The organism is Citrobacter freundii complex sp. CFNIH2 (assembly GCF_002880615.1).
Taxonomy (GTDB): domain Bacteria; phylum Pseudomonadota; class Gammaproteobacteria; order Enterobacterales; family Enterobacteriaceae; genus Citrobacter_A; species Citrobacter_A amalonaticus_F.
Genome location: NZ_CP025757.1, coordinates 3367321 through 3387036, shown reverse-complemented (window position 1 = coordinate 3387036; position 19716 = coordinate 3367321). Strand labels below are relative to the sequence as shown.

The window sequence follows — 19716 nt, the reverse complement described above, 5'->3', positions numbered from 1 at the left end:
AGTAGTGAAATGAATGAGTTTCCGATAGTTCTGGTTATTAATTGTGGATCGTCTTCAATTAAGTTTTCAGTACTCGATGCAAATAACTGCGACGTATTAATGGCAGGTATTGCGGATGGTATTAACTCGGAAAATGCGTTCTTATCTGTAAATGGAGGTGAGCCAGTCACGCTGGCTCACCACAGCTACGAAGGCGCATTAAAAGCGATTGCGTTTGAACTGGAAAAACGCAATTTAAATGACAGCGTGGCCTTAATTGGCCACCGCATTGCCCACGGTGGAAATATCTTTACCGAGTCAGCGATTATTACCGATGAGGTTATTGATAATATTCGCCGTGTTTCACCCCTGGCGCCGTTACATAATTACGCCAATCTGAGCGGAATTGAATCCGCACAGCATCTGTTCCCCGGCGTCACCCAGGTGGCGGTGTTTGATACCAGCTTCCATCAGACCATGGCGCCAGAAGCGTATCTGTATGGCCTGCCGTGGAAGTATTTCGAAGAGCTGGGCGTGCGGCGCTACGGCTTTCACGGAACGTCGCACCGCTATGTTTCTCAACGCGCGCATGAACTGCTTGCGCTGTCCGAACAGGACTCCGGCCTGGTGATCGCCCACCTCGGCAACGGCGCGTCAATTTGTGCCGTCCGTAATGGTCACAGCGTCGACACCTCAATGGGGATGACGCCGCTGGAAGGGTTGATGATGGGTACGCGTAGCGGCGACGTGGACTTCGGCGCGATGGCGTGGGTCGCCAGCGAAACCCACCAGACTCTGAGCGATCTGGAGCGGGTAGTGAATAAAGAGTCCGGTTTGCTCGGCATTTCTGGCCTGTCGTCCGACTTAAGAGTGCTGGAAAAAGCCTGGCATGAAGGACACGAGCGGGCACAGCTGGCGATTAAAACCTTTGTTCACCGCATTGCCCGTCATATTGCCGGACATGCCGCTTCGTTACACCGTCTGGACGGCATTATTTTTACCGGTGGTATTGGTGAGAACTCGGTATTAATTCGTCGTCTGGTGGTTGAGCATCTGGCGGTATTGGGGGTGAATATCGACAGTGACCGAAATAATCTGTCGAATTCTCATGGCGAGCGCATTATTTCCACCCCTGATGCCCGGGTTATTTGCGCCGTGATCCCGACGAACGAAGAAAAAATGATTGCGCTCGATGCGATTCAATTAGGCCGCATTAACGCAGCCGTGGAATACGCCTAATTTATTTGTTGTTCTGTAGAGAGATTATTTTTCATGAAGGTAGATATCGATACCAGCGATATGCTGTATGCCGAAGCATGGCTTGGCTTTAAAGGTACGGACTGGAAAGAAGAAATTAATGTCCGTGATTTTATTCAGCACAACTATACGCCTTATGAAGGGGATGAATCCTTCCTTGCGGATGCAACGCCTGCAACTACGGCATTGTGGGAAAAGGTGATGGCGGGCATTCGTATCGAAAACGCGACCCATGCGCCGGTCGATTTCGATACCAATATTGCGACCACCATTACTGCGCACGATGCGGGTTACATTGAGCAGGAACTGGAGAAGATTGTCGGTCTGCAAACGGATAAGCCGCTGAAGCGTGCGCTGCATCCGTTTGGCGGCGTCAACATGATCAAAAGCTCGTTCGATGCTTATGGTCGTGAGATGGATCCGAACTTCGAGTACCTGTTCACCGAACTGCGTAAAACCCACAACCAGGGCGTTTTTGACGCCTATTCTCCGGACATGCTGCGCTGCCGTAAATCCGGTGTGCTGACCGGTTTGCCGGACGGCTATGGTCGTGGGCGCATCATCGGTGATTATCGCCGTGTGGCGCTGTACGGCATCCGCTATCTGGTGCGTGAGCGTGAGTTGCAGTTCGCCGATCTCCAGTCAAATCTGGAGTGGGGACAGAGTCTGGAAGCCACGATTCGCCTGCGTGAAGAGCTGGCGGAGCACCGTCGCGCGTTGTTGCAAATGCAGGAGATGGCGGCGAAATATGGCTGCGATATCTCTCGCCCGGCGCGTAACGCGCAGGAAGCGGTACAGTGGGTCTATTTTGCCTATCTGGCGGCGGTGAAATCGCAAAACGGCGGCGCGATGTCGCTGGGTCGCACCGCATCGTTCCTCGATATTTATATCGAGCGTGATTTCAATGCCGGGATCCTGACAGAGCAACAGGCGCAGGAGTTGATCGACCACTTCATCATGAAGATCCGGATGGTGCGCTTCCTGCGTACGCCGGAGTTTGACACGCTGTTCTCCGGCGATCCGATCTGGGCGACCGAAGTCATCGGCGGGATGGGGCTGGATGGCCGCACGCTGGTGACCAAAAACGCTTTCCGTTACCTGCATACGCTGCACACGATGGGGCCGGCACCGGAGCCAAACCTCACCGTGCTGTGGTCAGAAGCGTTGCCCATCGCGTTTAAAAAGTATGCCGCGCAGGTCTCTATCGTCACCTCGTCACTGCAATATGAAAACGACGATCTGATGCGGACCGACTTTAACAGCGATGATTACGCGATCGCCTGCTGCGTGAGCCCGATGGTTATCGGTAAGCAGATGCAGTTCTTCGGTGCGCGCGCCAACCTCGCCAAAACGCTGCTGTACGCAATCAACGGCGGGGTGGATGAGAAGCTGAAAATTCAGGTGGGGCCGAAAACCGCGCCGCTGCTGGATGATGTGCTGGATTACGACACGGTGATGGACAGTCTGGACCACTTTATGGACTGGCTGGCGGTACAGTACATCAGCGCACTGAACATCATTCACTACATGCACGACAAGTACAGCTACGAAGCGTCGCTGATGGCGCTGCACGATCGCGACGTCTATCGCACGATGGCGTGCGGGATTGCCGGGCTGTCGGTGGCGGCGGATTCACTTTCTGCAATCAAGTACGCGACGGTGAAACCGGTTCGCGACCATAACGGGCTGGCGGTCGATTTCGTGATTGAAGGGGAATATCCGCAATACGGCAATAACGACGAGCGCGTGGATAGCATTGCCTGCGATCTGGTTGAACGCTTTATGAAGAAAATTAAAGTGTTGCCGACCTACCGGAACGCGGTACCGACGCAGTCGATTCTGACTATCACCTCCAACGTGGTGTACGGACAGAAAACCGGGAATACCCCGGATGGACGCCGCGCCGGAACGCCATTTGCGCCGGGCGCTAACCCGATGCACGGGCGTGACCGCAAGGGTGCTGTCGCCTCGCTGACCTCCGTGGCGAAACTGCCGTTCACCTACGCGAAGGACGGGATTTCGTACACCTTCTCGATTGTGCCTGCGGCACTTGGGAAAGAGGATCCGGTGCGGAAAACCAACCTGGTCGGGCTGCTCGATGGTTACTTCCACCATGAAGCGCATGTGGAAGGTGGTCAGCACCTGAACGTTAACGTAATGAACAAGGAGATGTTACTGGATGCCATTGAACATCCGGAAAACTATCCGAACCTGACGATCCGCGTCTCCGGCTACGCTGTGCGCTTCAACGCGCTCACCCGTGAGCAGCAGCAGGACGTCATTTCGCGTACTTTCACCCAGGCGATGTAACGTTATCGGGGCGGTCTGCGGATCGCCCCGATTCACTATGCGTATAAAAACCTGGTCTCCACTGAACGAGTCCGAGGGTCTAGAAATGATTAGCGCATTCGATATTTTCAAACCTGGCATTGGTCCATCCAGCTCCCATACCGTAGGGCCGATGAATGCAGGAAAACGGTTTATCGATCAACTGGTCAGCAGTGGAAGCTTATCGCGCACGACGCGCATGTCGGTTGATCTGTATGGTTCACTGTCGCTGACCGGAAAAGGCCACGCGACCGATACCGCCATTATGATGGGGCTGGCCGGAAACACTCCGCAAAGCGTCAACATTGACGCCATCCCCGCGTTTATTGACGAGGTGAACCGTACCGGTCGCTTGCCGGTCGCTGAGGGGTTACATGTCGTCGATTTCCCGGTTACCGACAGCATTGTTTTTCATGGTGAAACGCTGCCACGGCACGAGAACGGTATGCGGATCACCGCCTGGGAAAACCAGGAGACGCTGCTGAGTAAAACCTACTACTCGATTGGCGGCGGGTTTATCGTGGAGGAAGAGCGCTTTGGTCAGGCGCACGACGTGGAAGCGCCGGTCCCTTATGATTTTCATTCCGCCAGCGAGCTGCTGAAACTGTGCGAGCGCAATGGCCTTTCAGTCTCCGGGCTGATGATGCAAAACGAACTGGCGCTGCGCAGCAAGGTGGAGATTGATGCCGGATTTGCTCAGATCTGGGAAGTGATGCACGCTGGCATAGAACGCGGGATGAATACCGAAGGCGTCTTACCCGGCCCGCTGAATGTACCGCGCCGCGCGGTAGCGTTACGCCGTCTGCTGGTCTCCAGTGACAGTCTCTCCAGCGACCCGATGAACGTCATCGACTGGATCAACATGTTTGCTCTCGCAGTCAGTGAGGAGAATGCGGCGGGCGGGCGCGTGGTCACTGCGCCCACCAACGGGGCATGCGGTATTATTCCAGCCGTTTTGGCCTATTACGATAAATTCCGTCGTCCGCTGAATGCCAACTCCATCGCCCGCTATCTGCTGGCGGCCGGGGCCATTGGGGCGCTGTACAAAATGAATGCGTCAATTTCCGGGGCGGAAGTCGGTTGTCAGGGGGAGATCGGCGTGGCCAGTTCAATGGCGGCGGCGGGGTTGACCGAACTGCTGGGCGGTAGCCCGGCGCAGGTTTGCATCGCGGCGGAAATTGCCATGGAGCACAACCTCGGCTTAACCTGCGACCCGGTCGCCGGGCAGGTGCAGATCCCGTGTATTGAGCGCAATGCGATCAACGCAGTCAAGGCGGTTAACGCCGCACGTATGGCGCTGCGCCGTACCTCCGAGCCGCGTGTCTCGCTGGATAAGGTCATCGAAACCATGTACGAGACGGGTAAGGACATGAACGATAAGTACCGCGAAACATCACGCGGTGGTTTAGCGATCAAAGTGGTGTGCAGTTAGCTAACGCCAGAAAGTTTGCCGGATGACGGCTGTCGCCTTATCCGGCCTACATGTTCATCGTTCGTAGGCCCGATAAGCTTGCGCCATCGGGCATTTAGTTGTTTTTGCCGGATGATGGCTGTCGCTTTATCCGGCCTACATGTTCATCGTTCGTAGGCCCGATAAGCTTGCGCCATCGGGCATTTAGTTGTTTTTGCCGGATGACGGCTGTCGCCTTATCGGGCCTACACGTTCATCATTCGTAGGCCCGATAAGCTTGCGCCATCGGGCATTTCATTCATTTCAGCCATCTGGAAAGCACACTTTGGTGTGCTTTTTTGTTGTGATCTCTTTCAAACTTAGAAAAAAATGACATATAAGCGTTTTTAAATAGAAAAAATTTCTTAACTTATAGAAAATATCAGGGTTATTTTGTGACGTTTTTCTCTGCGCCTGAGCGTATCCTTTTTTCCATTCTAATGACTCGCCTGCATACCCCGTACCGCGTATCGCCTTGATGCGGCACGACAAAAAATAAAAATATACCCTACACAATGAGCGAGAATTTTATGGAAACGGCAACGAACAGTAGCGTCATTCTCGACGCCAGCGCCCCTGCGCGCCGGGCTGGAATGACAGAGAGTGAGTGGCGGGAAGCGATTAAATTCGACAGTACCGACACCGGTTGGGTCATTATGAGTATCGGGATGGCGATTGGCGCGGGGATTGTTTTTCTCCCGGTCCAGGTCGGTTTGATGGGGCTGTGGGTCTTTTTGCTCTCGTCGGTTATCGGTTATCCCGCTATGTATCTGTTTCAGCGTCTGTTTATTAATACGCTGGCGGAGTCCCCGGAATGTAAAGATTATCCCAGCGTCATCAGCGGGTATCTGGGGAAAAACTGGGGCATTCTGTTAGGCGCGCTGTACTTTGTGATGCTGGTTATCTGGATGTTCGTTTATTCCACCGCTATCACCAACGACAGCGCTTCCTATTTGCATACTTTTGGTGTGACAGAGGGACTGCTATCCGATAACCCGTTCTATGGTCTGGTGCTGATCTGCATTCTCGTGGCTATCTCTTCACGCGGTGAGAAACTGTTGTTCAAAATCTCTACCGGTATGGTGCTGACCAAACTGCTGGTCGTGGCGGCGCTGGGGGTGTCGATGGTTGGCATGTGGCATTTGTACAATATTGGCGCGTTGCCGCCGATGGCGCTGCTGGTTAAGAACGCGATTATCACGCTACCGTTTACCCTGACCTCGATCCTGTTTATCCAGACCCTGAGCCCGATGGTGATCTCCTACCGCTCCCGTGAGAAATCCGTCGAGGTGGCGCGTCACAAAGCGCTACGCGCCATGAATATTGCCTTCGGCATTTTGTTTGTCACCGTGTTCTTCTACGCCGTCTCCTTTACGCTGGCAATGGGACACGACGAAGCGGTTAAAGCCTATGAGCAGAATATCTCCGCGCTGGCGATTGCTGCACAGTTCATCAGCGGTGCGGGCGCCGGTTGGGTGAAAGTCGTGAGCGTCATCCTGAACATTTTCGCCGTGATGACCGCGTTCTTTGGCGTCTATTTAGGCTTTCGCGAAGCCACGCAGGGGATTGCGATGAACATTCTGCGTCGCAAACTGCCGGCTGAGAAGATCAATGAAACGCTGGTGCAGCGCGGCATCATGCTGTTTGCCATTTTACTGGCCTGGAGCGCTATCGTGCTCAACGCGCCGGTTCTGAGCTTTACGTCGATTTGTAGTCCCATTTTCGGCATGGTGGGATGTTTGATCCCCGCCTGGCTGGTCTACAAAGTCCCTGCATTGCACAAATACAAAGGGGCGTCGCTGTATCTGATTATCGTCACCGGTTTGTTGCTGTGCGTATCTCCGTTCCTGGCTTTTTCCTGATTTATCCTGAAGGTTGTTGTTATGTCTGAGACGATAAAAAATCCGTTGTGGCAGCGTTTCATCCGCGCAGTAGAGGAAGAGGTGAAACCCGCACTGGGCTGTACGGAACCGGTTTCCCTTGCACTGGCAGCGGCGGTGGCGGCCTCTGAACTGCAGGGCGCGGTGGAGCGAATCGATGCCTGGGTCTCGCCCAATCTGATGAAAAACGGACTGGGGGTGACGGTGCCGGGAACCGGTATGGTTGGGCTGCCAATCGCCGCCGCGCTGGGGGCGATTGGCGGGAATGCGAACGCCGGACTGGAGGTGCTGAAAGATGCCTCTGCGCAGGCCATTGCCGATGCGAAAGCGATGCTGAAAGCGGGCAAGGTGTCGGTGATGTTGCAGCAACCCTGTGATGACATCCTGTTTTCTCGCGCGAAGGTCTATAGCCATGACGGCTGGGCGTGCGTCACCATTGTCGGCGGTCATACTCACATTGTGCGGATCGAAACCCATACCGGCGTGAAGTTTACTCAGCAGGCGAATGCGGACGATGAGGCGCAGGAATCGCCGTTGGCGGTGCTTTCTGAGACCTCGCTGGAAGAAATTCTGGCGTTTGTGAATACCGTACCGTTCGACGCTATTCGTTTTATTCTCGACGCCGCCCGACTTAACGGCGCGCTGTCACAGGAAGGGTTACGGGGAAACTGGGGACTGCACATTGGCGCAACGCTGGAAAAGCAGTGCGCACGCGGTCTGCTGGCAAACGATCTTTCGACGGCGATCCTTATCCGGACCAGTGCGGCGTCGGATGCGCGTATGGGCGGCGCGACGCTGCCCGCCATGAGTAACTCCGGCTCCGGCAATCAGGGGATCACCGCCACGGTACCGGTGATGGTGGTGGCTGAACACTTTGGCGTGGATGAAGAGAAACTGGCGCGTGCGCTGATGCTTTCCCATCTGAGCGCAATCTACATACACCACCAGCTCCCGCGTCTGTCGGCGCTGTGTGCTGCAACGACTGCCGCGATGGGTGCCGCGGCAGGGATGGCCTGGCTGGTGGACGAAGGGCGCTACAGCACGATCTCGATGGCGATCAGCAGCATGATTGGCGATGTCAGCGGAATGATTTGCGATGGGGCATCTAACAGTTGTGCGATGAAAGTCTCCACCAGTGCTTCTGCGGCGTGGAAGGCGGTGCTGATGGCGTTGGACGATACGGCGGTCACCGGTAACGAAGGGATTGTGGCGCACAACGTGGAACAATCTATTGCCAACCTGTGCGCGTTGGCGTGTCATTCCATGCAGCAAACGGACAAACAGATTATCGAGATCATGGCCCGTAAAGCGCATTAAGTGGAGGGCTGACAGCCTGATGGCGCGACGCTTATCCGGCCTACGAACGTGTAGGCCTGATAAAGCGCTTGCGCTGTCATCCGGCAACGAGGATCAGGCGGCAGCGTCTTCCTCGGAAAGACGAACTTCCGCGTCCGCGACAATCGCCTCCAGCTCGGTCAGCATCGCCTCGTAGTCAAACGCACGGGGCGCGGTGTCGGTTTCTGCCGTTGCCACTTTCCCTGTCGGGGCCTGTTTTTTCGCTTTCTTACTCATACACCACTCCGGTTACCGATTACACCGGCAAATCTATCAGCAAAGCGCGTAACGGCGTATCGGCAACGAGCGTTATGTTAGCTTCGTCACGAATAAAGGCCCCGTCGCCACAGGTCAGCGCTTCACGCGCTTCATCGTGGGTGACGGCGTGAAAGGTGCCGTGAATGGACTGCAAATAAGCGCGCGGGCCGTGAAGCTGAAAACTCAGTGACTCGCCCTGATTCAGCTCAATATGGTGTACCCACGCCTGCTGGCGCAACTGTAGACTGCCGTTCTCACCATCGGGTGAGGCGATCAGTTGCTGTTTAGCCTTCGTCAGTTTTGTCTTCTGCACCAGAGCATTCTCGCGCTCTGGACAGGCGTCGAGCCACAACTGCATACGCGTAAGCGGTTTGTCTTTGCTGATATTATGTTCGCTGTAGCTGATACCCGGCTGCGCCGCGAGCAGCAACGCTTCACCCGCCTGGGCCTGCACATGGTTGCCTTCACTGTCACGATACTCTGCAACGCCTTCGAGAATCAGATTAAGCACGTCCACCTTTGGCCAGGTGCGCGGCTGGAAGGACGCACCGGGCGCCAGGACTTCCTGATTGAGCACACGCAGCGATGCGTAGCCCAGCAGTTTTGGGTCGAAATAGTGTCCAAAGGAGAAGGTATAACGGGCCTGCAGCCAGCCGTAGTCTGCTTGTCCGCATTGTTTGGCTGTTCGGGTAGTAATCATAGTTCTTGACCTCTCTTTACTTCCTTTTATGTTAAGGGGCTGGACGCTGCATTGTTAGCCAGATATTCTGCCCGGTATGTTCAAATTTCCTGAATGAGAACGATATGGCCAAAGAAAGGGCGTTAACGCTTGAGGCATTACGCGTAATGGACGCGATAGATCGCCGCGGTAGCTTTGCCGCAGCGGCCGATGAACTGGGGCGCGTGCCGTCTGCGCTCAGCTACACCATGCAGAAGCTGGAAGAAGAGCTGGATGTGGTGTTGTTTGACCGCTCCGGACATCGAACAAAATTCACAAACGTTGGGCGCATGCTGCTGGAAAGAGGGCGTGTGCTGCTGGAGGCGGCAGATAAGCTCACCACGGACGCTGAGGCGCTGGCGCGAGGGTGGGAAACGCATCTGACCATTGTGACCGAGGCGCTGGTGCCAACCCCGGCCTTTTTCCCGCTGATCGACAAACTGGCTGTTAAAGCCAATACGCAGCTTTCGGTGATTACCGAGGTGCTGGCGGGGGCGTGGGAGCGCCTGGAACAAGGCCGGGCGGATATTGTGGTGGCCCCGGACATGCACTTTCGTTCGTCGTCAGAAATTAACTCTCGCAAGCTGTATACCCTGATGAACGTCTATGTTGCCGCGCCGGATCACCCGATTCATCAGGAGCCGGAGCCGCTGTCGGAAGTGACGCGGGTGAAGTATCGCGGCGTTGCGGTCGCGGATACCGCGCGTGAACGTCCGGTATTAACCGTGCAACTGCTGGATAAACAAGCGCGCCTCACCGTCAGCACCATCGAAGATAAGCGTCAGGCGTTACTGGCAGGATTAGGGGTGGCGACGATGCCGTATCCGCTGGTGGAACAGGATATTGCGGAAGGACGACTGCGCGTGGTCAGTCCGGAATCGACCAGCGAGATTGACATCATTATGGCCTGGCGAAGAGACAGTATGGGGGAAGCTAAAGCCTGGTGTCTGCGTGAAATTCCCAAACTGTTTGCCAGGAAATAAACGACGCTTTCTTCAGGATTACCATATTCGGGGCAAACCGATTGCCCCGAAGCCGATCAGCGCATTTCGTTTTACTTAGGGTTTGGCCCGAAGCGGTTTTCACCTGGCGTGCCGTCCTGACAGTTGAAGATGAGGATCACCAACCAGCCGATGACGGGAATCACTAACAGTAACAGCCACCAGGCCGTTCGATCAGTGTCGTGCAGACGTCGGAACTGAACGGCCCAACTGGGTAAAAAGACGAGGATCGCGTAAATCGTCGTCAGTACTCCTTCTCCTCCGGCGCGCTGCCAGCCAAGCATCTTATCCAGGACGCCCAGAACGAACGTGAAGATAATGTTGACCAGCACAAACATCCAGAACTCTTTGCGACGGGCCCGACCGCCGAAACCAATGTAATTGCGTAAAACGTTTATATACCAGTCCATTTTCGCCTCAACCTTGTGACAATCACTTGTTTTAAAAGCAATCAGAATAAGAATAGATGCGAATGATTAGGTGGTAAATGTCTGAATAGTGAATTAATAAGGCACCGCGAAGGGTGCCTTGAGAGGGATGACAAACTTCATCCCGATACCGGACAAGCAGAGCGCTCCTTAATTAAAAACCAGGAAAATCAATTCATTGATTTTCGGCTGATAATCACAAAGAAGGAAAAACCCCGTTTTTTCCTTCTTTGTCAGCGGTCTGAGGCACCACGAAGGGTGCCTGGATTCACTCTTTGAAACGGCTGTCACGCCCGTGCGGTTCGTCGAGATCCTGCCACGGGCCAATGGAGATAATGCCCGTCGGGTTAATGGTCTTATGACTGCGGAAATAGTGATTGCGAATATGATCAAAATTGACCGTTTCCGCGATGCCTGGCATCTGATAAATATCACGCAGAAAACCATACAGGTTGAGATAGTCGCTGATGCGATGCTTGTCGCATTTGAAATGTGTGACATACACCGGATCAAAGCGGATGAGCGTTGTCCATAAGCGAATATCAGCCTCTGTGAGTCGATTACCTGTCAGATAGCGATGCTGACCGAGGATCTGCTCCAGTCGCGCCAGCGCGGTAAAGACGTTTTCTACCGCGTCATCATAGGCTTGCTGACTGGTGGCGAAGCCCGCTTTATAGACGCCATTGTTAACGTTGTCATAAATCCAGCCGTTCAGTTCGTCGATCTTGTTGCGCAGTTCAGGGGGATAGTAGTCCCCGGCTTTTGCACCCTGCGCATCGAACGCCGTATTGAACATGCGAATGATTTCAGCAGATTCATTACTGACAATCGTATGGTTCTTTTTATCCCACAAGACTGGCACGGTGACGCGGCCGCTGTAATGGGGATCGGCGTGCAGGTAAAGCTGATACAGAAATTCGTGCTGATATAAGGTATCGCCTGTGGCCGCCGGGAAATCATCGTCAAAGGTCCAGCCGTTTTCCAGCATCAGTGGATTCACGACCGAGACGGAGATAAACGGCTCCAGTCCCTTGAGCTTACGCAGAATTAACGTACGGTGCGCCCATGGACAGGCGAGAGAAACATACAGGTGATAGCGGTCTTTTTCTGCCGCAAAACCGCCTTCGCCGGAAGGGCCCGGCGCGCCATCCGCCGTGAGCCAGTTGCGGAATGCCGATACCGAACGTTGAAATTTGCCCCCGGTGGATTTGGTGTCATACCAGGAGTCGTGCCAGACGCCGTCGATCAGTTGTCCCATGATTTCTTTCCCTCAGATAGCAAAAACGAGGAGAAAATCCCCTCGTTCTTTTTCATTCATTATAGAGCGCTTACCACTTTTTGTTCAGTACACGGTCGATACTGAATGCGCCCGGACCGGTGATGCCCAGCAGCAGGAAGCCGCCAGCGATGGTCAGGTTTTTCATGAACATCAGTGAGTTCACGCCTTCTGCAAAGTTGCTGTGGAAGATAAACGCGGTCAGCAGTGTAAAGCCTGCGGTAAACAGCGCGGTGGTACGGGTCAGGAAACCGAACAGAATCGCCAGACCGCCGCCGAACTCAAGCAAAATGGTCAGTGGCAGCAGGAATCCCGGAACGCCCATCGCTTCCATATACTGTTGGGTACCTGCGTAACCGGTGATTTTTCCCCAACCTGCAGTAATAAACAGGATTGGCATCAGAATACGCGCTACCAGTACACCAACATCTTCTAATTTTTTCATTCTTCTCTCCAGGAACTACACAGACTGCTGATTTTGTTTTTTGGGTGCAATTTCGCGATGTTCCGCGTCATTGCTGTCGATGGAGAGAATCATAAGCGTGAAGAATGAGAATTGTTAGCAAGGAAAACTGTTAATATCTTTCAAAAATTTTGATTTGCGGTGGCGCGATATTGAAGATTGGGTAAGCGAAGCGCTTCCAATACAGCTGCCGGATGGCGGCTACGCCTTATCCGGCCTACATATTGAGTGTGAGAGTCGGATAAGCGAAGCGCCATTAGGCGAAGTAGGAAGAGGTCGAGTGCGTAGGCCTGATAAGCGAAGCGCCATCAGGCAACAGATGAGCGCAGCGTCTTTTTAACCAGTCGCCAGGCGCTCCAGACGCCGAACCCGCGCTTTGCCCAACGCACGAGCAGGTTAGGGTGGCGAATCGTCCAGATCGCCATCACGCTGCTGCCGACCAGCGCCCAGGAGCGCAAGCTCAGCAGCGTGTTCCAGCCACGATCGTAAGCGCCCGTGGCATCCAGCCAGTCACGACGACTGGCTGAAAGATCCAGCCGTTGCTGTTGGATCTCACGAAGCAGTTGGGCCTTACGTTGTGCGCGTTCGACTTTACCGCTCACGGCTCTCCTCCTCGAGCAATTGCCGGTCATTCGCCAGTTCATGGCGGGTATGGCGCAATAACGTGGAGCGCCGCGCTTTTCGCAGCGTCCATATTCCGCCAATAAGCGCCAGAGCCAGCAGAACGACCGTGGTGGCAATCATCGCATTGAGCCGATACTGCGGGTCGACGGCCCAGATAATTAACACCATCAGGCTCATCAAACCAAATGCAGCGAAGAGCATGGTGAGTCCCAGCATCAGCAGAAGCTGAAAAAGGTTCGCCTTTTCTTCTTCAAGCTCGACGACGGCCAGACGCAACCGCGTTTCCACCATCTCAACGAGAAGAGTGACAATCCGCTGCCCGATACCCAGAACGCTTTTCCCGGGCCCTTGTGCGTGATGAGGATCCGCCATCATTAACGACGCGTCAGCAGAACGCCCAGCACGACGCCCACGGCCGCGCCAATCCCGACGCCGGTCCACGGATTTTCGCGCACATAGTCGTCAGCACGCGCAGCGGCTTCACGGGTCTGTTTGGCAATAGCATCACCCGTTTCACCGAGGCGATAGCGGCTCTCTTTCAGCGCACGCTCGGCTTTGCTGCGGAGCTTACTCAACTCTTCTTTCGATTTATCACCAGAGGAGTTCAGCACCTCTTCCAGCGTATCGGCCAGGGATTTCAACTCAGCGCGCAGATGTTCCGATGTGTTTTCTTTCGACATAGTATTCTCCAGGTGAGTAAGTGGTACTGATACTTAGTAGTCGCGAGCCTCGAGCTCTTTCAGTTCCGCTCGCGCTTCAGCCAGTTTACGCTCGCGTTTGGCAATTTTGTCCGCATCGCCTTTTTGCTTTGCTTCGGCGAGATCGCGCTGACGTTCGGCGATTTCTTCCTTCTGCTCAGCAATTTTTTCCTGATGATCGGCACGCAGCTTGCTGTCAGTACAGTGGGCCCTGACTTCGCTGAGCGCTTTTTTCAGCCCATTGATGCGATTCTGGTTATTGTGCTTCTCGGCGTAGCTGATTTCCCGTTGAATATCCTGCTCTTTTTCCTGGCAGAGCGTGTTAGCGTAGCTGCCGCCACTGAGAGCGAAAAGGGAGATAGCGAAAGCGATGCGGTATTTCATTCTTGAACCTTCCATTGTGACTCGTCCCCATGAATTCAGGAACGATGATCCAGTGATAAAGCGACAGGGTGACCCCATCGCCTCATTAATCATAGACATTAATCGCAGAAATCACCAAAGTGGGTGATATGATTCGGATTCCTGGAGATTACCCTACCCGATGTGGAGTGTCGCGTAAACGTGACAACCACTGGACGGCCTGATTGCTATCATCCTGCTGGGCAATGATGTAGCCGTGCGGCAGCGTTTTGTCGAGCACCGCTTTGGCGGCGGCACTCTGGGCGCTGGAATCGAAAGTGATGAGCAGAGTGTCATTCTTCGGTGTAATGCTTTTAAAACGAATGCCGTTAGCGTCGAGGTGATGCCAGATCGAGAAACCGTCCGGCACGCTGGCCCCCTGGTGAACGGCACGGATCGCCAGCGTGGATTCTTGCTGACGAACGGCCGACCAGACTAACAGCATGGCGCTCAACGCCAGCAGAAAGGCAGTGCTCCAGGCCAGTTGTTTAAGCGTTATGCGCGGTTTCAGCATCCCTTACCCTCGATTCCCGTATTTCTTTTTCCACAGGACGACCAGTGAACCGCCCAGGCCAAAAACCAGTAGCACGACGGGTAACAGCATCAGGCATGACATCAGCTGATCTTCATACTTCAGAAATACCGGCGTTTTCCCCAGCAGATAACCCAGGCTGGTTAAAATCAGCACCCACAACAAGCCACTCATCCAGTTGAAAAATTGAAAGCGGGCATTATTCAGGCCGGATAAGCCAGCGATGGTAGGCAGCAAGGTACGAACAAACGCGATAAAACGACCAATCAGCAGGGCGGAAAGACCATGCTTATGGAACAAATGGTGCGCGCGTTGGTGATAGTGGGCCGGCAGGTGCGATAACCAGTTTTGTACGATGCGGGTATTGCCCAGCCATCGACCCTGAATATAGCTCAGCCAGCAACCGAGGCTTGCCGCTGCAGTCAGCAACAGAATGGTTTGCGGAAAGCCCATGGCGCCTTTGGCAATCAGAACGCCCACTAACACCAGCAAACTGTCGCCAGGCAAAAAGGCGGCTGGCAGCAACCCGTTCTCCAGAAACAGAATCATAAATAAAACAAAATACAGCATGCCAATCATGGAAGGATTGGCCAGTGTTTCAAAATCCTGCGCCCACAGGGCATGCAGTAATTGAGTCAAAAGTTCCATTCAGTATTCCAGGTCGAATTGGTTAACGTCACGCCGGGTTTAACAGTTTGCTACGCCGCATCATTGTTAGTGTTTTACATGGTGTGCGGACGGCGCAAAGCCGCGGCCTGAACTATTCCCTGTTAAAAGTTATGAAGTAAGCAAGCACTGACAAACATAAATTCGAATTGCATCTAATTGTAACAAAGGTCAACGTAGTCCGTTATAGAAATTACACGTCCGTGAAAGGTGATTTTGCTGATCGCAGGAGAGGGTGGCGAGAGGATTTACACAGGCTGACACTTTATACCTTTCGCTTACTGACAGGCGCAGCGGCGCGCCTGTTGAATCAAGAACGTTTATTTTGTCGCGTTAGCCGCTGTATCGAGATGAACGACCGGATTTTCGGCAAACAGATAACGGTCGGCATTAAATTCAAAATCGTCGCTGGTTTCATTGAACAGCATGATTTTCGTGTTTTCGAGATGCTGCCACATCGCCAGTTTTGCCGCATGCGGGTCTTTGCGGATCAGTGCCTTCAGGATTTGATCGTGGTCGTCGCACCAGTTATCTACGGTACGCGCATCAATATGTTCGTGCAGTTTCTTCCAGTACGGGTTGTGACTACGCTGAGTCCACATTTTTTCCACGATAGCGGCCAGCGCGGAGTTCTGCGTGGCTAACGCGACCTGAATATGGAATTGCAGGTCCCATTCGGAGTCGCGGAAACATTTTTCGTTGCGCGCCTGTTCCTGGATCGCCATCAGTTTCATGATGTCCTGCTTGGTGACCTGAGTGGCGGCAAACTCCGCAATGTTGCTTTCGATAAGCTGACGCGCCTGGAGCAATTCAAAAGGACCGTAGTTGGCAAATTCCAGCGACTCGTCAGTGGCCTGCTGGTGGCGCGGTTGATTGGAAATCACGTGGATCCCGGAACCCTTACGGACCTCAACAAACCCTTCGACTTCCAGCATGATGATGGCTTCACGAACCACGGTACGGCTGACATTTTTTTCATCGGCAATAAAACGCTCTGCAGGCAATTTATCACCCACCAGGTAAACGCCCTGTTCGATGCGCTCTTTTAAATCAGCAGCAAGTTGTTGATATAAACGTCGTGGTTCAGTGATTTCCATATGCACTCCAGGCATGATACGGCAGACTGTATTTGTTATACCACTTTCGCGAGTTTGGCTCTATACGCAGAAACGAAAAAGCCGCCTGCGAGTGCCAGCAGGCGGCTGAGTTTGCTTATGCGTTACCCGTCGGCAGGCTAACTTTGCGCCGCTGGTTCATCGAACTGCGGGCCAGAATCGACGTCACTGGCCGGTTTGTTTTGCAGCACGGTCCAGATAACCAGCGCGCCCAACAGGTCGAACACGGCCAGTACCGCAAACAGCGGGCTGAAGCCAATGGTGTCTGCCAGCGCGCCGACCACCAGGGCGAACAGCGTACTCGCCAGCCAGGCGGACATCCCGGTCAGACCGTTCGCCGTTGCCACTTCGTTACGACCAAAGACATCAGAAGAGAGCGTAATCAGCGCACCGGACAGGGCCTGGTGAGCAAAACCACCAATACACAGCAGCATGATGGCGATGTACGGGCTGGTGAACAGACCGATCATCCCCGGGCCAATCATCAGTACGGCGCCCAGCGTAACGACCATTTTACGCGAGACAATCAGGTTAACGCCAAACCAGCGTTGGAACAGCGGCGGCAGATAGCCACCCACGATGCAACCGAGGTCTGCAAACAGCATCGGCATCCAGGCGAACATCGCAATTTCTTTCAGGTTAAAGCCATAGACTTTGAACATGAACAGCGGGATCCAGGCGTTAAATGTCCCCCAGGCCGGTTCTGCCAGGAAACGCGGCAGGGCGATACCCCAGAACTGGCGGTTACGCAGGATCTGCGCGAGTGACATTTTCTTTTTGGTGCTGTTTTTGTGCTGCGCTTCCTGACCATTAATAATGTAGTCGCGCTCTTCGTCCGTCAGTTTTTTCTGGTCACGCGGATGCTTATAGAAGATAAGCCAGGACATGGCCCAGATGAAGCTCAGGACACCAGAAATGATGAACGCCATCTGCCAGCTGTGCATCACGATCGCCCAGACAACCAGCGGCGGGGCAATCATCGCACCGATAGAGGAGCCGACGTTAAAGTAGCCGACCGCAATGGAGCGCTCTTTCGCCGGGAACCATTCGGAACTGGCTTTCAGTCCCGCCGGGATCATCGCGGCTTCTGCCGCACCGACCGCGCCACGCGCCAGCGCCAGGCCACCCCAGCTTCCTGCCAGCGCGGTTGCGCCACAGAAAACGGCCCATAGCACGGCAAACATTGCGTAGCCTATTTTGGTACCCAGTATATCCAGCACATAGCCGGCAACAGGTTGCATGACAGTGTAAGCAGCAGAATAGGCTGCGATGATATAGGAGTACTGTTGGGTGGAGATGTGCAACTCTTCCATCAGAGTTGGCGCCGCTGCCGCCACAGTGTTACGCGTCAGGTAACCCAGCACGGTGCCTAGCGTCACCAGCGCAATCATGTACCAACGTAACCCTTTAATTTTACGCATGTAAAACCTCATCGTTTTGTTATTTCCGCAAAGATCGCGGTCATCTTCCTGCCTGTGGCAGAGGATGCTGTTTACGACGGGGTAACCAAAAAAAAGCCGGTACGCCCGAACGTTGCCATAAATAAATTTTGCTAATTCGGTTTCCGTACCGGTCAATCCGATGATGAATCATCGGTAACTTTGCATTCCGTCGGCTTATGTATCGCGACGGCAGAAAGATAACTTGTCATACAACTTTAAAAGGTGAGTGCCATCACAAAAGTGTGAATCTTAGCAGGGTTATTATTTCGATTAGGCGATGCCAGAGCTGGCGCGGCCTGGGGCGATGTTTACCACTTCGAGGGTAAACAATTTGTCAGCATTTATTGATCTATCTCACGAAAATATCTACAGACTATGGAAATTGGTGTGATAACTTTGTCAGCATCGCTACATAAGCAATCAGACGCACTCGTTGAGAGGAAGACGATAATGACCCCGTTTATGACAGAAGATTTTCTACTTGATACTGAATTTGCCCGCCGTCTGTATCATGATTACGCTAAAGACCAGCCTATCTTCGATTACCATTGCCATCTGCCGCCGCAGCAAATCGCCGAAGACTACCGATTCAAGAATCTGTATGACATCTGGCTGAAAGGCGACCATTACAAATGGCGCGCGATGCGCACCAACGGTGTCGCCGAGCGCCTGTGTACCGGCGACGCTTCTGACCGCGAGAAGTTTGACGCGTGGGCGGCGACGGTTCCGCATACTATCGGCAACCCGTTATACCACTGGACACACCTTGAACTGCGTCGCCCATTCGGCGTGACAGGTAAGCTGCTTTCTCCGTCGACGGCGGATGAAATCTGGAATCAGTGCAACGAACTGCTGGCGCAGGATAAATTCTCCGCGCGCGGCATCATGCAGCAGATGAATGTGAAAATGGTCGGCACGACTGACGATCCGATCGATTCGCTGGAGCATCACGCAACGGTCGCAAAAGACAGCAGCTTCTCCGTGAAAGTCTTACCAAGCTGGCGTCCGGATAAAGCCTTCAATATTGAGCAGGCGACCTTCAACGATTACATGGCAAAACTGGGTGAAGTGTCTGACACCGACATTCGCCGTTTTACCGATCTGCAAAGCGCGCTGACCAAACGTCTGGATCACTTCGCGGCGCACGGCTGCAAAGTTTCCGACCACGCGCTGGATGTGGTGTTGTTCGCCGAGTCCAGCGACGCTGAACTGGATAGCATTCTGGCACGTCGCCTGGCGGGCGAGACGCTGAACGAACATGAAGTGGCGCAGTTCAAAACGGCTGTGCTGGTGTTCCTGGGCGCGGAATATGCGCGTCGCGGTTGGGTACAGCAGTACCATATTGGCGCCCTGCGCAATAACAACCTGCGCCAGTTCAAACTGCTGGGACCGGACGTGGGCTTTGACTCCATCAACGACCGTCCGATGGCTGAAGAGCTGTCAAAACTGCTCAGCAAGCAGAACGAAGAAAACCTGTTGCCGAAAACCATTCTCTACTGCCTGAACCCGCGCGATAACGAGGTGCTGGGCACCATGATCGGCAACTTCCAGGGGGAAGGGATGCCGGGCAAAATGCAGTTCGGTTCCGGCTGGTGGTTCAACGATCAGAAAGACGGCATGGAACGTCAGATGACGCAGCTGGCGCAATTGGGTCTGTTAAGCCGTTTTGTCGGCATGCTGACCGACAGCCGCAGCTTCCTCTCCTACACCCGTCATGAATACTTCCGCCGCATTCTGTGCCAGATGATTGGTCGTTGGGTGCAGGCCGGTGAAGCGCCGGCGGATATTCAACTGCTGGGTGAGATGGTGAAAAACATTTGCTTTAACAATGCGCGTGATTACTTCGCCATTGAACTGAACTAAG

General features: G+C 53.9%; 20 protein-coding genes. 7 read left to right on the top strand and 13 right to left on the bottom strand.

Annotated features, from left to right (window positions below; all coding sequences use genetic code 11):
* Window positions 1-9: 9 nt before the first annotated feature.
* The 5 genes from tdcD (at window position 10) to WM46_RS16470 (ending at window position 8211) form a co-directional block, all read left to right on the top strand.
* The gene (gene tdcD / locus WM46_RS16490) at window positions 10-1218 is read left to right on the top strand and encodes a propionate kinase (protein ID WP_102602846.1); all 1209 of its coding nucleotides are present in this window, start codon (window positions 10-12) and stop codon (window positions 1216-1218) included.
* Window positions 1219-1251: 33 nt separating this feature from the next.
* Window positions 1252-3546 carry a 2-ketobutyrate formate-lyase/pyruvate formate-lyase gene (gene tdcE, locus WM46_RS16485; protein WP_102602845.1) on the top strand — a complete coding sequence of 765 codons (2295 nt, stop codon included), beginning with the start codon at window positions 1252-1254 and terminating at the stop codon, window positions 3544-3546.
* Between the two features lie 85 nt (window positions 3547-3631).
* A complete protein-coding gene (gene tdcG / locus WM46_RS16480) occupies window positions 3632-4996 on the top strand; it encodes an L-serine ammonia-lyase (RefSeq protein ID WP_102602844.1) in 1365 nt (454 codons plus the stop codon).
* A gap of 548 nt (window positions 4997-5544) precedes the next feature.
* Window positions 5545-6876, top strand: coding sequence for an amino acid permease (locus tag WM46_RS16475; RefSeq protein WP_061076225.1), 1332 nt, complete (start codon window positions 5545-5547; stop codon window positions 6874-6876).
* A 21-nt stretch (window positions 6877-6897) separates the two neighbouring features.
* Entirely contained in the window at window positions 6898-8211 is a 1314-nt protein-coding gene (locus WM46_RS16470; RefSeq protein ID WP_061076226.1) for a serine dehydratase subunit alpha family protein, read from the top strand.
* 93 nt (window positions 8212-8304) lie between these two features.
* Here WM46_RS16470 and WM46_RS26400 read toward each other — a convergent pair whose 3' ends face one another.
* Both WM46_RS26400 and WM46_RS16465 read right to left on the bottom strand, forming a co-directional pair.
* The gene (locus tag WM46_RS26400) at window positions 8305-8466 is read right to left on the bottom strand and encodes a hypothetical protein (protein WP_187394394.1); all 162 of its coding nucleotides are present in this window, start codon (window positions 8464-8466) and stop codon (window positions 8305-8307) included.
* A 19-nt stretch (window positions 8467-8485) separates the two neighbouring features.
* Complete coding sequence (locus WM46_RS16465) at window positions 8486-9187, bottom strand: pirin family protein (protein ID WP_061076227.1); 702 nt, start codon at window positions 9185-9187, stop codon at window positions 8486-8488.
* Between the two features lie 104 nt (window positions 9188-9291).
* On the opposite strand from WM46_RS16465, the gene yhaJ reads away from it, so the two are divergent.
* On the top strand, window positions 9292-10188 hold the full coding sequence (yhaJ, locus tag WM46_RS16460) for a DNA-binding transcriptional regulator YhaJ (RefSeq protein WP_061076228.1): 897 nt from the start codon (window positions 9292-9294) through the stop codon (window positions 10186-10188).
* Window positions 10189-10259: 71 nt separating this feature from the next.
* Here the strand turns inward: yhaJ and WM46_RS16455 are convergent, their stop codons facing one another.
* The 11 genes from WM46_RS16455 to exuT all read right to left on the bottom strand — a co-directional run bounded on the left by WM46_RS16455 (window position 10260) and on the right by exuT (window position 17831).
* Complete coding sequence (locus WM46_RS16455; protein WP_102602843.1) at window positions 10260-10616, bottom strand: DUF805 domain-containing protein; 357 nt, start codon at window positions 10614-10616, stop codon at window positions 10260-10262.
* A 286-nt stretch (window positions 10617-10902) separates the two neighbouring features.
* A complete protein-coding gene (locus tag WM46_RS16450; protein WP_102602842.1) occupies window positions 10903-11892 on the bottom strand; it encodes a glutathione S-transferase family protein in 990 nt (329 codons plus the stop codon).
* Between the two features lie 70 nt (window positions 11893-11962).
* Complete coding sequence (locus WM46_RS16445) at window positions 11963-12355, bottom strand: DoxX family protein (RefSeq protein ID WP_040073926.1); 393 nt, start codon at window positions 12353-12355, stop codon at window positions 11963-11965.
* 326 nt (window positions 12356-12681) lie between these two features.
* Window positions 12682-12975 (bottom strand): YqjK-like family protein, encoded by a 294-nt coding sequence (locus WM46_RS16440; protein ID WP_102602841.1) that lies wholly within the window; start codon window positions 12973-12975, stop codon window positions 12682-12684.
* Window positions 12965-13369, bottom strand: a complete 405-nt coding sequence (locus WM46_RS16435; protein ID WP_061077969.1) for a phage holin family protein — start codon at window positions 13367-13369, stop codon at window positions 12965-12967. Before WM46_RS16435 ends, WM46_RS16440 begins: the two co-directional genes overlap by 11 nt.
* 2 nt (window positions 13370-13371) lie before the next feature.
* Window positions 13372-13677: a YqjD family protein gene (locus WM46_RS16430; RefSeq protein ID WP_061076232.1), complete on the bottom strand. Its 306-nt coding sequence runs from the start codon at window positions 13675-13677 to the stop codon at window positions 13372-13374.
* Between the two features lie 33 nt (window positions 13678-13710).
* The gene (locus WM46_RS16425) at window positions 13711-14079 is read right to left on the bottom strand and encodes a DUF1090 domain-containing protein (RefSeq protein ID WP_102602840.1); all 369 of its coding nucleotides are present in this window, start codon (window positions 14077-14079) and stop codon (window positions 13711-13713) included.
* A 148-nt stretch (window positions 14080-14227) separates the two neighbouring features.
* Window positions 14228-14611, bottom strand: a complete 384-nt coding sequence (gene mzrA / locus WM46_RS16420) for an EnvZ/OmpR regulon moderator MzrA (RefSeq protein WP_061076234.1) — start codon at window positions 14609-14611, stop codon at window positions 14228-14230.
* Between the two features lie 3 nt (window positions 14612-14614).
* Entirely contained in the window at window positions 14615-15277 is a 663-nt protein-coding gene (gene yqjA, locus WM46_RS16415) for a DedA family general envelope maintenance protein YqjA (protein ID WP_042998225.1), read from the bottom strand.
* A gap of 338 nt (window positions 15278-15615) precedes the next feature.
* Window positions 15616-16392 (bottom strand): transcriptional regulator ExuR, encoded by a 777-nt coding sequence (gene exuR, locus WM46_RS16410; protein WP_061076235.1) that lies wholly within the window; start codon window positions 16390-16392, stop codon window positions 15616-15618.
* Between the two features lie 137 nt (window positions 16393-16529).
* Window positions 16530-17831: a hexuronate transporter ExuT gene (gene exuT, locus WM46_RS16405; RefSeq protein ID WP_061077970.1), complete on the bottom strand. Its 1302-nt coding sequence runs from the start codon at window positions 17829-17831 to the stop codon at window positions 16530-16532.
* A 471-nt stretch (window positions 17832-18302) separates the two neighbouring features.
* Between exuT and uxaC the strand changes: the two genes are divergently transcribed.
* Entirely contained in the window at window positions 18303-19715 is a 1413-nt protein-coding gene (uxaC, locus tag WM46_RS16400) for a glucuronate isomerase (RefSeq protein WP_061076236.1), read from the top strand.
* The last annotated feature ends 1 nt before the right edge of the window (window position 19716 follow it).